12 protein-coding genes are annotated in these 13,345 nt (G+C 57.8%); 5 read left to right on the forward strand and 7 right to left on the reverse strand.

Going from position 1 to position 13,345, the window contains the following annotated elements; translation table 11 throughout:
- The first annotated feature begins 7 nt into the window (after positions 1-7).
- The 3 genes from pgaB to pgaD are packed head-to-tail and all read left to right on the forward strand — an operon-like array spanning position 8 to position 3,715.
- Entirely contained in the window at positions 8-1,957 is a 1,950-nt protein-coding gene (gene pgaB / locus KGP25_RS20625) for a poly-beta-1,6-N-acetyl-D-glucosamine N-deacetylase PgaB (protein WP_223539557.1), read from the forward strand.
- Entirely contained in the window at positions 1,950-3,278 is a 1,329-nt protein-coding gene (gene pgaC, locus KGP25_RS20630; protein ID WP_223539558.1) for a poly-beta-1,6-N-acetyl-D-glucosamine synthase, read from the forward strand. Before pgaB ends, pgaC begins: the two co-directional genes overlap by 8 nt.
- The gene (gene pgaD / locus KGP25_RS20635; protein ID WP_223539559.1) at positions 3,278-3,715 is read left to right on the forward strand and encodes a poly-beta-1,6-N-acetyl-D-glucosamine biosynthesis protein PgaD; all 438 of its coding nucleotides are present in this window, start codon (positions 3,278-3,280) and stop codon (positions 3,713-3,715) included. Before pgaC ends, pgaD begins: the two co-directional genes overlap by 1 nt.
- Positions 3,716-3,767: 52 nt before the next feature.
- Here pgaD and gss read toward each other — a convergent pair whose 3' ends face one another.
- The 6 genes from gss to KGP25_RS20665 form a co-directional block, all read right to left on the reverse strand.
- Positions 3,768-5,630, reverse strand: coding sequence for a bifunctional glutathionylspermidine amidase/synthase (gss, locus tag KGP25_RS20640; RefSeq protein ID WP_223539560.1), 1,863 nt, complete (start codon positions 5,628-5,630; stop codon positions 3,768-3,770).
- A 183-nt stretch (positions 5,631-5,813) separates the two neighbouring features.
- Positions 5,814-6,791 (reverse strand): ABC transporter ATP-binding protein, encoded by a 978-nt coding sequence (locus KGP25_RS20645; RefSeq protein WP_223539561.1) that lies wholly within the window; start codon positions 6,789-6,791, stop codon positions 5,814-5,816.
- Positions 6,788-7,765, reverse strand: coding sequence for an ABC transporter ATP-binding protein (locus KGP25_RS20650; protein WP_223539562.1), 978 nt, complete (start codon positions 7,763-7,765; stop codon positions 6,788-6,790). The genes KGP25_RS20645 and KGP25_RS20650 overlap by 4 nt, the downstream gene beginning before the upstream one ends.
- The gene (locus KGP25_RS20655) at positions 7,758-8,603 is read right to left on the reverse strand and encodes an ABC transporter permease (RefSeq protein ID WP_021242100.1); all 846 of its coding nucleotides are present in this window, start codon (positions 8,601-8,603) and stop codon (positions 7,758-7,760) included. Before KGP25_RS20655 ends, KGP25_RS20650 begins: the two co-directional genes overlap by 8 nt.
- Positions 8,604-8,608: 5 nt before the next feature.
- Positions 8,609-9,562 carry an ABC transporter permease gene (locus KGP25_RS20660; RefSeq protein ID WP_080347320.1) on the reverse strand — a complete coding sequence of 318 codons (954 nt, stop codon included), beginning with the start codon at positions 9,560-9,562 and terminating at the stop codon, positions 8,609-8,611.
- Between the two features lie 45 nt (positions 9,563-9,607).
- Positions 9,608-11,197: an ABC transporter substrate-binding protein gene (locus tag KGP25_RS20665; protein WP_223539563.1), complete on the reverse strand. Its 1,590-nt coding sequence runs from the start codon at positions 11,195-11,197 to the stop codon at positions 9,608-9,610.
- A 245-nt stretch (positions 11,198-11,442) separates the two neighbouring features.
- On the opposite strand from KGP25_RS20665, the gene yghU reads away from it, so the two are divergent.
- Positions 11,443-12,309, forward strand: a complete 867-nt coding sequence (yghU, locus tag KGP25_RS20670) for a glutathione-dependent disulfide-bond oxidoreductase (protein WP_045335208.1) — start codon at positions 11,443-11,445, stop codon at positions 12,307-12,309.
- 158 nt (positions 12,310-12,467) lie between these two features.
- Positions 12,468-12,800 carry a glycine zipper domain-containing protein gene (locus tag KGP25_RS20675; RefSeq protein ID WP_045909953.1) on the forward strand — a complete coding sequence of 111 codons (333 nt, stop codon included), beginning with the start codon at positions 12,468-12,470 and terminating at the stop codon, positions 12,798-12,800.
- A gap of 119 nt (positions 12,801-12,919) precedes the next feature.
- Here the strand turns inward: KGP25_RS20675 and KGP25_RS20680 are convergent, their stop codons facing one another.
- Positions 12,920-13,192 (reverse strand): hypothetical protein, encoded by a 273-nt coding sequence (locus KGP25_RS20680; RefSeq protein WP_045909956.1) that lies wholly within the window; start codon positions 13,190-13,192, stop codon positions 12,920-12,922.
- Positions 13,193-13,345 lie beyond the last annotated feature (153 nt).

A 13,345-nucleotide genomic window follows, 5' to 3' on the forward strand; every position in this document is an offset into this window, starting at 1 on the left:
GATGATGATGATGAACACACGTTTTTCCGCGAGCCTGATACTCATCGGCTGGCTCTGCCTCAGCGCGAGCGTCTGCGCGCAGGCATTTTCGTTTATTGCGCCCAAAGATCGGCCGCAGCTGGAAGCGAGCAAACCCTGGCCGCAGAACCAATTTCTGGTGCTGGCCTACCACGACGTCGAAGACGATGCCGCCGATCAGCGCTACCTCTCCGTGCGCACCAGCGCGCTAAACGAGCAGATAAGCTGGCTGCTGCACAACGGGTATCACGTCATCAGCGTGCAGGACATTCTCGATGCCCATGACGGAAAAAAAACGCTGCCGCCCAAAGCCGTTCTGCTCAGCTTTGACGATGGCTACAGCAGCTTTTACACCCGCGTCTGGCCACTGCTTCAGGCGTGGAACGTTCCTGCGCTGTGGGCGCCGGTGGGCAGCTGGGTGGATACGCCGGAAAATCAAAAAGTTAACTTCGGCGGCCTGATGACGCCCCGCGATCGCTTCGCGACGTGGGACATGGTGCGCGAGCTCAGCCGGTCTCCGCTGATTGAGATCGGATCGCACACCTGGGCCTCGCATTACGGCATTCCGGCTAACCCGCAGGGCAGCCGCGAACCGGCCATCGCCAACCGCTTTTATGATAAAGCGACGGGCCGCTATGAAACCGATCGGCAGTTCAACCAGCGGATCGGCGATGACGTTCGCAAAGTGACAGACAAAATCACGCAGGTAACGGGCAAGGCGCCGCGCGCCTGGGTCTGGCCCTATGGCGCCGCCAACGGCACGTCGCTTGCGATCACCAGACAGCAGGGTTATCAGCTGGCCTTTACCCTTGAGGACGGGCTGGGGAACGTGCAGGAGCTGGGCAATATCCCCCGTCTGCTGATCGCCGGCAATCCCTCGCTCAAGGCATTTGCCAGTACGGTCAGCCAGGTTCAGGAGCGCGAACCCGTGCGCGTCATGCACGTCGATCTCGACTACGTTTACGATCCCGATCCGGCCCAGCAGACCCAAAATATCAACAGGCTGATCCAGCGGGTCTACGACATGAAAATCAGCCATGTTTTCCTGCAGGCGTTTGCCGACCCGCAGGGCGACGGCAGGATCAAGGCGCTCTATTTTCCCAACCGCCAGCTGCCGGTCCGGGCCGATCTCTTTAATTTTGTCTCCTGGCAGCTGCAAACCCGCGCGGGCGTGAAAGTCTTCGCGTGGATGCCGGTGCTCTCGTTCGATCTCGATCCTGCCCTGCCGCGCGTGCAGCGTCGGGATCGTCAGACCGGCCGGTTAAGCGATGCCACCGAGCCCTATATCCGGCTTTCTCCGTGGAACCCGCAGGTGCGCCAGCAGGTGACGGACATCTATGAAGATCTGGCCCGCTACGCCAGCTTCAACGGGATCTTGTTCCATGACGATGCGGTGCTGACCGACGTGGACGATGGCGGGCAGGACGCTGCTCAGAACACCACGCGTCAGAAAAGCCAGCTGCTGATTGGGTTTACCCACGCCCTGAGCCTGGCGGTGAAGCACATCCGCGGCCCGCAGATAAAAACCGCCCGCAATATGTTCGCCTTACCCATTCTGCAGCCCGAAAGCGAAGCGTGGTTCGCGCAGAATCTTGACGATTTTCTGGCGGAGTATGACTGGACGGTGCCGATGGCCATGCCGCTGATGGAGTCCGTCCCGGCAGACGAAAGTGATGCCTGGCTGGCGCGTCTGGTGAAAGCAGTCGCCACGCGTCCCGGCGGGCTCGATAAAACCATTTTTGAACTGCAGGCCAGGGACTGGGATCGGAAACCGCAGCGCGCCGTTTCCGACAGCCAGCTGGCACAGTGGATGCGCGTACTCCAGCTGAACGGCGTCAAAAACTACGGTTACTACCCCGATGATTTCATCAACAACCAACCTGATATCTCACGCATCAGGCCTGTATTTTCTTCGTACTGGTACCCTGACAATGACTGATCGCATTATCGCCTTTTCCATTTTATGTCTGGTATTCGGGTTGCCGTTAGGCGTGGCCGCCCTCTTTACCGGCGAGCTGATTCTGGACTTTGTGTTCTTCTGGCCGCTGTTCATGTCCGTGCTCTGGATAACCGGCGGGCTCTATTTCTGGTTTCAGCTTGAACGCCACTGGTCGTGGGATAAAGAGACGCCCGCCCCGACGCTCGCCGGTGAGCCGCTCATCTCCATTCTTATCCCCTGCTTCAACGAGGGACGAAATGCCCGGGAGACGATTAGCGCCGCGCTGGATCAGCGGTATGAAAATATCGAAGTTATCGCCATCAACGACGGCTCGTCTGACAACACCGCGCAGGTGCTGCAGGCGCTGGCGCAGGAACATCCGCGCCTGCGGGTAATTAATCTCGCGGAAAACCAGGGGAAAGCGCTGGCGCTCAAAGCCGGTGCAGCGGCGGCCCGGGGCGATCTGCTGGTCTGCATTGACGGCGACGCCCTGCTCGACCGCGATACGGCAGCGTATCTGGTGGCCCCGCTGATTCAGTATCCCCACGTCGGGGCGGTCACCGGGAATCCGCGTATCCGCACGCGCTCCACGCTGATTGGCCGCATCCAGGTGGGCGAGTTCTCATCCATTATTGGGCTCATCAAGCGGACACAGCGGATCTATGGCCGGGTCTTTACCGTCTCGGGCGTCATCGCCGCCTTTCGCCGACAGGCGCTGGCAGATGTCGGGTACTGGAGCCCGGACATGATCACCGAAGACATCGACATCAGTTGGAAGCTGCAGCTGCGCCACTGGGATATTTTTTTCGAGCCGCGGGCGCTGTGCTGGATCCTGATGCCGGAGACGCTCAAGGGCCTGTGGAAACAGCGTCTGCGCTGGGCCCAGGGCGGCGCGGAGGTGTTTCTGGTCAACCTTCGCAGGATTGTGCGCTGGGAGCATCACCGCATGTGGCCCCTGTTTCTTGAGTATGCCCTGTCAACGCTGTGGGCCTTCGCCTACGCGATGACGGTGCTGTTATTTATTCTCAGCCATATCGCTCCTGTTCCTGCCAGGCTGACCGTGGAGAGCCTTTTTCCACCGGAGTTTACCGGGCTACTGCTGGGCGTGATGTGCCTGCTGCAGTTCCTCGTCAGTTTGTACATCGAACGGCGCTATGAACGGAAGGTGGCCAGCTCGCTTTTCTGGGTGATCTGGTTCCCGATGGTGTACTGGATGATCGGCCTGTTCACCACCCTTGTCGCATTTCCAAAAGTCATGCTTAAACGCCAGCGTGCCCGCGCGCGCTGGATCAGTCCAGACCGGGGAAAAGGACGCATTTAATGAACGAAAATACCTTAATTCTGACCGAACATCGGCTGTTGCCACGTCTTTTCGATGCCGCGTTAACGCTGGTGGCGTGGGGAGGCTTTCTGTTTTTCCTGTATGCCCGGCTCTGGATGCAGCTCACCGAGGAGAGCGACTACCGCTGGGGCGTCATTATTGCGTCTTTTAATACGGTGTTGCTCTACCTGCTGTTTGCCGCGCTCAACGGCTGGCTGCTGATTTTGTGGTATCAGTACAATCGCCGTCGGGCCCACGTGAGGCGGCGTCAGCCGGGCTATTTTCATCAGGAGGAGCTGGCCCGCAGCTTTAATGTCTCACCGCAGATCATCTCCGAGATGAGCCAGTACAACCTGCTGACGGTCTATCATGACCAGATTGGCCGCATCATCGATCTGAAGATCAACGGGCAGGAAGAGGAAGAGGAAGAACAGTAACAAAAAGCCCCCGCAGGATGCCCTGCGGGGGCTTTTTTATTGCGGGTAAGAGCTACTTATCTTTAACCACGATCAGCGGCTCAATATCGCTCTCTTTCTTCACCACCAGCGAGTCATCGCCGCGCAGACAGGTCCCACCGTAGTTCCCGCCCACGGTAAAGGTACAGACCTGAATGTACTTGCCGTCGACGTTTGGCAGGCACCACAGTTGCTGGTAGATGTTTTTACGGTCGACAAACTTGCCGCTGGATTTATCCAGCAGTTCGTCCTGGGCGCTAATCAGGTCGATATTGCTGCCGCAGCGCCCGGCAATCGGCTTGACGGCATATCCGGTCTGCTTCAGCAGATCGTTGACCTCAAAATCGGTGTCGAGCAGGTAACGGTGATTCGGGAACAGTTGCCACAGCACCGGAAGAATCGCTTTGTTGCCGGGAATGACGGTCCACAGCGGTTCAAAGACCAGCACCTCCGGGCGCAGCAGGACGTCAATCAGGCGCACTTCGCCTTCAGGATGTCCAGTGCGGATCGGCACGGCGGCATATTCGGTTTCGCTGACCTCACGGATCTGCTCAATCGCCGTTTCCCACGCCCAGGTCTTCCACACGCAGTTGACGTGGCGACCTTCGTCGTCAATCAGCTGTCCGGCGGCATCCCAGCTGAGCGCCCCCAGCCCGTGGAGGATTTTGGTCTCGAACCCGGCCTGCATCAGCGAACGCTGGATAAAGAGCGCGTGATAGTCCTCTTCGACATCGTTGTCCTGCATGATGTGCACGAAGGGCCGGGCGTGGCTGTGCTTCCAGGCGCCGGTCAGTTCTTCCAGCAGGCCTTCTGCCGGGTTATGCCCGTTGCCGCGATAGCCATTTTTCACCCACTCCTCAAGGATAAGCCCGCCCTCGGTATGGCAGGAGGCGGAGTCGGCGTTGTACTCGTAGACCTTGATGCCGCGCTCATCCATACAGAAATCCATACGACCGGTGATCATATGGTGACGACGCCACTGCCAGGAGAGGCGCAGGCGCGGCCAGAGGATTTTCGGGATGTCGAAAAGCGCCAGCAGACTGTCGTCTTTCAGCACCTTGTCCGTGGCGTGCAGGTACATCAGGTGCAGTTCGTTGGTGGCCTTGATCAGCTCCTGCTCGGCGCTTTCGGTAATGGTGAAGTACTGGCAGGGATCTTTGTTGATTACGTGACCGTTGGCGCGAATATACGCCTGCTGCAGCGCGTCATTTTCGTTGAGCCACTTGCCGTCGAACTGACGTTTGTTTTTCAGCCGCGCGCCGCTGATTTTCAGCAGTTCGCCGTCGATTTCCGGCTGGGGAATGCTGTGTTCCGTATCGTCGGTCTGGATCATCCAGCCGAGAATTTCCGTGTCGTTGAAGGTGTCATGGATTGTATAACACCCGTTTTCCACGCTCAGGCGCAGCTCGCGCGTCCACTGCTGCCCGAGCGGCAGCGGAGAGTGAATGACGTTCTGCTCCGCAATTCGCACCTTATCGTCCAGAAGCTGGGTGATCACCGCCACGTGGCCGGTCTCATGAAACTCGCCGCCCTTTTGCCAGATCAGCAGCGCCCCGGCGCACGGCGCACGTTTTGAGCCGTTGGCAAAAGCCTGAAGGGGCAGAATGTTATCGTTCACCACCTGACGCAAAAAGCGCAGAGAGAAAATTTCCCACGCCATGCCGACGTCGGTAAACACGAAGCCATAGTTGAGAAACAGGAAACGGCGGGCAAACTCAACGCACTGCCACTTGTGGCCCATGTATTCGTTGCCGATGTAGCTGCGAAAATCCGCGTCTTGCGGGTAGTTGCGCGGGTCCAGACTGCCGTAATTTGAAGAGTAAATCGCCACGCCACCGGGCGCATAGCCTAACAATGTCCCGAAGGGCGCATCACTGCTTAACGTTCCTTTACGCATGTATCCAACCTAAAACAGGCAGGCGGCAATTTTTATAGGTTGTCGTCGTCTGCACGTTGTAATTAACCTGACAGAGGAGCGTTTATCATACACCTGCGTGGTAAATAATTCGCCTTACCCGGCCGACAAAACACAAAACCCTGTAGGTCGGGTAAGCGAAGCGCCACCCGACACGTTTAAGGCTCACATCTTAAACAACCAGCACGCCGCAAAATGTCCTGGCGCGATCTCCTGCATCGCTGGCTCTTGTGTCTGGCAAACCGGCATGCTATGCGGGCAGCGGCTGCAGAATTTACAGCCCGGCAGCGCGGACGTAGGGCCGGGCATTTCGCCGCGCAGGGTTGCGTCTTCGAGGTTGCGAATGCGCGGGTCGGGCTGGGGAACCGCCGCCAGCAGCGCGCGGGTATAAGGGTGCGCCGGACGCTGATACAGCTCATTCGCCGGCGCCACCTCCACCAGCTTACCGAGGTACATCACCCCAATGCGGCTGGAGATATGACGCACCATCGAGAGATCGTGGGCAATGAACAGATAGGTCAGCCCCAGCTCCTGCTGCAGATCCTGCAGAATATTCACCACCTGCGCCTGCACCGAGACGTCCAGCGCCGAGAGCGGCTCATCGCACAGCACAAATTCAGGGCGTACGGATAACGCGCGGGCAATACTGATGCGCTGGCGCTGCCCGCCGCTGAACTCATGCGGGAACCGCTCAAGATGTTCCTGCTTCAGCCCCACTTTGTAGAGCAGCGTTTCCGTCCGTTCGCGCTGTTCTTCACGGCTGTAGCCGTGGATCTGCATCGGCTCGGCCACCAGCTGTCGTACCGTCATGCCGGGGTTAAGCGAGGAGTAAGGGTCCTGAAAAATTGCCTGCATCCGTTTACGCAGCGGCTTGAGCTCTTTTTCGCGAGCATGGGCAATCGCCTGTCCGGCAAAGTGGATTTCGCCCGCGGTGATATCGAAGAGGCGCAGGATGGCGCGCCCGAGAGTGGATTTCCCGCAGCCTGACTCCCCCACCAGGCCAAACGTCTCGCCGGGCTGGATATCAAAGCTCACGCCATCAACCGCCTTCACGGCCGCGCCTTTACGCAGCAAACTGCCGTTAAGCGGATAGTGTTTGCGCAGATCGCGCACGCTCACTAATGGCACATGTTGTTCACTCATGCCTGCATCTCCTTATCGGCCCATAGCCAGCAGGCGGCGCGATGGCCCTCTCCCATGGCGTAAAAAGCGGGCTGCCGTTCACACTGGGGCATGCGTTTCGGGCAGCGTTCGGCGAAGGGACAGCCCGGCGGCGGGTTAAGCAGGCCAGGCGGCGCGCCTTCAATGGGCGATAAACGTTGATTAACCTCATCCGGGCGCGGCAGCGAGGCCAGCAGCCCCTGGGTGTAAGGATGCGCAGGGCGATAAAAAATGTCTTCCACGCTCCCCTCTTCCATTACCAGCCCGCCGTACATCACCACCACGCGGCTGCAGACCTGTGCCACCACGCCGAGATCATGGGTGATCAGCAGAATCGCGGTTTGGGTCTGCTGTTGCAGGCTTTTCAGCAGACGCAGGATCTGCGCCTGAATGGTGACGTCCAGCGCGGTGGTCGGCTCATCGGCAATAAGCAGCTTAGGGTTGCAGGAGAGCGCAATGGCGATCATCACCCGCTGGCGCATCCCGCCGCTAAACTCGTGGGGATACTGGTCGTATCGGCGCCCGGCCTCAGCAATCCCCACCTGTTCCAGCATGGCGATCGCCGCCGCTTTGGCCGCTTTTTTGGTCAGCCCTTTATTGCGCATCAGGATCTCGGCCATCTGTTTGCCGATGGTCAGCACCGGGGTCAGGGCGGTCATCGGATCCTGGAAAATCATCGCGATCTCGTTGCCGCGAATGGCGCGCATCTGCGCAGGGGTTTTCTGCGCCAGATCGTCATTCTGGAAGCGAATGCTGCCGCCGGTTATCCGTCCATTGTTCCCCAGAAGCTGAATGATCGACTTACAGGTGACGCTTTTCCCGCAGCCCGACTCGCCAACAATGCCGACAAGTTCGCCCGGCTGCACCTGAAAGCTCACGCCGCGCACCGCGTGAACCTCGCCCTCGCGGGTGCGGAAGGTGGTTTGCAGGTTCTCAAGCGCTAACAGGTTACTCATCGCGATTCGCTCCTGGCTCAAAGGCGGTACGGAACACATCGCCCAGCACGTTAAAGCTGAACACCGTCAGCAGGATCAGAATACCGGGGAACATCGCCAGCCACGACGCTTCGCCAATATACGACTGGGCGTTGTTGAGCATGCTTCCCCACGATGCCGCCGGTGCCTGCACGCCGAGCCCAAGGAAACTGAGCGTCGACTCCATCAGAATGGCCGAGGCGATATTGAGCGTGGCGGCCACGATAATGGTCGGCAGCACGCCGGGAATAATGTGGCGCACGATGATGCGCAGCGGGTTTTCCCCCGACGCGCGGGCATAAAGCACATACTCGCGCTCTTTCACCGATAGGGTTTCTGCGCGCACCAGCCGCGACATGTTCATCCACGTCAGCAGGCTGATGATCAGAATGATGTTATCCACGCCCGGCTTGAGGTAAGCATTCACCACCAGCAGCAGGAAGAAGGCCGGAATGGCCATCAGGATATCCACGGCGCGCATCATCAGGTTATCCAGCCAGCCGCCAAAATAGCCACTTACCGTTCCCACCACCGTACCGATAAGCGTGGAAAAGAGCATGGCAAGAAAACCGACCATCAGGGAGATCTGGCCGCCATATAGCGCGCGGGTGAAGTAGTCGCGTCCATACTCGTCGGTGCCGAACCAGTGTGCGGCATCCGGCGGTAGCGTGCGTGCGCCGAGCGCCATCCGATCCGGATCGTACGGACTTAACCCCGCACAGAGCGCGGCGACAACGAAAATAAAAAGCACAAACAGGGAGAACTGCGCCGGACGATTGCGGCGCAGCTGGTGACGAACCTGCTGCCAGCGTCTGCTCATCCGGGTTACCTCAGCGTACGAATGCGGGGATCGGCGAAGCGATAAAGCAGATCGGCGATCAGGTTACCGACGATCAGCATCATCGAAGAGAGCATGATGATCGCCATGATCAGCGGGTAGTCCAGCGAGGCGATCGACTGGATCCCAAGCAGCCCCATCCCCGGCCACGAGAAGACGCTTTCCGTCACATAGGCCCCCACAATCAGCTCACCGAACGACAGCCCAAACAGGGTGATCACCGGCAGCAGCACGTTTTTCAGCACGTGGCGGAACAGAATGCTGGAACGCGTGGCGCCGTAAGCCAACTGGGTCTGCACGTAGTCGGCCGAGAGCTGCGAGATGGTGTTGGAGCGGATGTAGCGCACATAGCTGGAGAGGTTGTAGAACGTGAGGGCAATACACGGCAGCACGCCGTGACGCAGCACGTCCAGCGCATTATCTTCCATGCCGATGGTGCGCATCCCCATGCTGGGGAACCAGTTAAGCTGCACGGCAAAGACCGTAATGAGCAAGATGCCGAACCAGAAAATCGGCACCGAGATGCCGATATAGGCAAACAGGTTAAGCACGTGATCCAGCCAGCGGTGCTTAAATGCCCCCGCCAGCAGGCCGAGCGGGATGGCCAGCACGATCGCCAGTAGCAGCGACGCGCCCATCAGCCCCAGCGTGGCTGGAATGCGTTCGCCGATCATCTCCAGCACCGGACGGTGGTAGATCAGCGAATAGCCGAGATCGCCCTGCAGGACGTTTTTCAGCCACAGGACGTACTGCGTGACCAGGGGCTTATCCAGCCCCAGGCTCTGGCGAATACGTTCGATATCTTCCGGAGCCATACGCGGCGTAATGTACGCCGCCACCGGATCGCCAGGCGCGAGCTTGACCAGCAAAAACGCCACCAGCGAAATAAAGAACAGCATCGGCAGCAGCTGCAGCAGCCGACGCGTGAGAAGTGTGTTCACGACATGCCCTTACCAAGGCCCCGACCCGACGGTCGGGGCAATCGCTTATTTCTGATAGATTTTTGACAGATCCTGGAACAGATAGACCGGTTTCGGCTCCGCTTCCTCGGTACCGCCAAAACGCTTGTCCACCGCGACGGTCGCATTGGTATAGGCGATCGGGTAGTACGTCATGTCGTTCGCCACCGTTTGCTGAATTTGCTTGTAGATATCAGCCCGTTTCGCGGCGTCAGTTTCCACGGCGCCTTTATCCCACAGGGCATCAAACTGCGGATTTTTGTAATGCGCGTAGTTATAGGCTTCGTTGCTCATGAACAGCGATTTGTAGCCGTCCGGCTCGGAACCCATGATGTAGCCGCCCAGGTTGAGCTCCCACGCGGTATTGTTCATATCGAGGCTGCGCTGAGACATGGCGTTGGAGTCCAGCGGCATCAACTCCACGTTCACCCCAATACCCTTCAGCGCCTGCTGAATATAGAGCGCCATGCTCTCCTGGGTTTTGTTGGTGTTCACATACGCCAGGCGCAGCTTGAGGTTGTCCGGCGCGCCGGATGCTTTAAGCCGCTCTTTGGCCTTTTGCAGATCGAATGTGTACTGTTCAACGTCATCCGTTTTGTAAAGCGTATCGGGCGTCAGGAACGAGGTCGCCGGTTTGGCGTAGTCCAGCGAGGTAAAGGCGGTCTGGGTCAGCTCGTCTTTGTTGATGGCGTAAGCAATGGCCTGACGCAGCTCTTTGCTCTTCATCACCGGCACGTTCTGGTTGAACGTCATATAGGCCAGGCGGCCTTCCGGATAGACCACGAAGTCAAACTTACCGGTGTTTTTCAGACGGTTCACATCCTGCGGATCAACCATCTTGAGGTTGATTTCACCGTTTTGCAGCGCCAGGTTGGCGGCGTTACTGTCCTTGGCGAAACGGTAGGTGACCGAATCAAGCTTCGCTTTGCCGTTCCAGTAATCGTCAAAACGGGTCAGGGCGTAATATTGTCCGGCGCGGTACTCTTTAAATTTGAACGGCCCGGAGCCGACCGGTGCATCGTTTTTGCTGCTCTTTTCCAGGTCGCCTTCGCTGGCGAACACGTGCTGCGGGATCGGGTAGATCTGTACCAGTGTGCCGGTAAAGGCCGCGCTGACCTGCGGTAAGGTGAACTTAACGGTGCGGTCGTCAACCTTGCTTACCTGTACCGGCTTGCCGCCGTAGGTGAACATGCTGCGGAAGAAGCTGTGCTGTTTGGCATCCAGCAGCTTATTGAACGTAAAGACCACGTCGTCCGCCGTCAGCGGCTGTCCGTCCTGCCATTTCAGGTTGGGTTTTAACGTCAGGGTGTAGCTCAGGTTGTCGGCGGAGGGCGTCAGGCTTTCCGCCAGGCCCCACTCGATCTTACCGTTGTTGAAGCTATAGAGCGGGGCATAGAGCGCCTGCATGATGGTTAACGTGGTACGGTCGCTGGCATAGAGCGGATTCACGGCTAACGGATCGCCGGAGGTAATCCCGATAATCAGCGAACCGCCCGCTTTTGGCGCGTCGCTTTTTGCCGCAGGGGGCGTATTGGTCTCTTTATTTTTCGCATCATCACAGCCCGCCAGGCCTAACGCGATCGAAACGACCACTGCCGATAACAGAAGCTTGCGCATCTCACTAACTCCTTGCCTTATAAAGTGTTTATGACTGCATCTTTTATTTATGTTGAAGCATCATATGCAGCTTTATCCATTAACGCATTAGTTATGAAAATGCGATTTTCGATTAAGCTTATGCCGGATTTGATATATATAAGCAGCAGAAGGAATAGCGGTTAATTGCTTGCGCTCACAACGTTAAACGGTTCACAAATCTCCTGCTACACTGCCTCAACACATCACAAAAAAGGCAGGCCAACATGTCAGACAACACCTATCAGCTCCCCAAAGTGTGGGAATGGAAAAAGAACAACGGCGGCGCGTTCGCCAACATCAACCGCCCCATTTCCGGCGCGACCCATGAGAAAGATCTTCCTGTCGGTTCTCACCCGCTGCAGCTCTACTCGCTGGGCACACCGAACGGCCAGAAAGTGACGATCATGCTTGAAGAGCTGCTGGCGCTGGGCGTGACGGGCGCGGAGTACGACGCGTGGTTGATCCGCATCGGCGAGGGCGATCAGTTCTCCAGCGGCTTCGTTGAGGTGAACCCGAACTCGAAAATCCCGGCGCTGCGTGACCACTCCACGAACCCACCAACGCGCGTATTTGAATCCGGCAATATCCTGCTCTACCTGGCAGAGAAATTCGGCCACTTCCTGCCGAAAGATCCGGCGGGACGCACCGAGACGCTGAACTGGCTGTTCTGGCTGCAGGGCGCGGCGCCGTTCCTCGGCGGCGGTTTTGGCCACTTCTACAACTATGCCCCGGTGAAAATCGAGTACGCGATTGACCGCTTCACCATGGAAGCCAAACGCCTGTTCGACGTGCTGGATAAACAGCTGGCGCGTGGTCGCTACGTGGCGGGTGAGGAGTACACCATCGCGGATATCGCCATCTGGCCATGGTTCGGCTGCGTGGCGCTGGGCAGCGTGTACAACGCCGCCGAGTTCCTGGATGCAGAGAAGTACACCAACGTGCAGCGCTGGGCGAAAGACGTGGCGAATCGCCATGCCGTTAAGCGCGGACGCATAGTTAACCGCACCAGCGGCGAGCTGAACGAGCAGCTCCACGAACGCCACGCGGCGAGCGACTTCGAGACGAATACGGAAGATAAGCGTCAGGCGTAATGTTCTGCCGGGCGGATCGCCGCCCGGCAACAGAGATCCTTGCTCAGGGCATGATTGGCCTAAAGGTTGAGCCGGTATTGCTGGCACTATCTGTGCGTTTTTCTCATCTCAGAGTGAGAAGCAACGTATCAACCGACAGCAGTCACAAAGGATCTGTTATGAAAGTTATTAAAACAACGCTGGTTATCAGCGCCCTCATTTTTTCCACCTCGGGAATGGCCATCGATAAAACCGCCGCTGGCGCGGTAGCAGGCGCTGCCATTGGCGCGGCCACGGGCAAAGATCTGAAATCGACCGTTGGCGGTGCCGTTGTTGGCGCAGGCACGGGTGCCATGTTCAAAAACGGCGACAAAGGTAAAGCCGCGCGTAAAGGCGGCGCCGTAGGGGCTGCCGTGGGCGCAGGTGCCGCGGCGGTTACCGGCAAGAGCGTGCTGAAAGGTGCAGCCGTTGGCGCAGGCACGGGCGCGCTGATTGGTGAAGCGACGCACTAATAGTTTTCGCCGGGCGTCGCAGCGCGTGCCCGGCCTCATGGCTGTTCAGTAATAACTCCCTGCACCCAATCTCGACTATTTGCCCTCAACTTATGGTCAGAAATGTCACCCGGAATACATCAATGGTGATCGTCATACTGATGCTCAATCACCATCCCTTCCGCCACGCTCGCCACATGGCGTGCACGCGGATGATAGACCGGTGCAGGGGCGGCATATGTTGTTTGTGCAGGTGCAGGCGCAACGCTTACCGCCTCAGGAACCGTAGCTGACTGCGGAACAATCACGACCTTATACCCGGCAGGAACATCGACCGTGACGCTCTGGGCCATCGCTGTATTGACCACGGCAAAACCTGCCAGGGCAGCAAATAAAATAATACGGTTTTTCATAAATTGAATTATTTCCGGTATCAAGAAGATAATTCATTATGTCGACTAAATCTTAAGACAATATTAATTTTCATGTTCTGGAATGTGCAGAAAATGCCAAATATATTGTTACAAGTGAATAATTTAATATTTAAAAAATATTGACTTACGTTT

The sequence above is a fragment of the Enterobacter sp. JBIWA003 genome (assembly GCF_019968825.1).
Lineage (GTDB): Bacteria > Pseudomonadota > Gammaproteobacteria > Enterobacterales > Enterobacteriaceae > Enterobacter > Enterobacter quasiroggenkampii.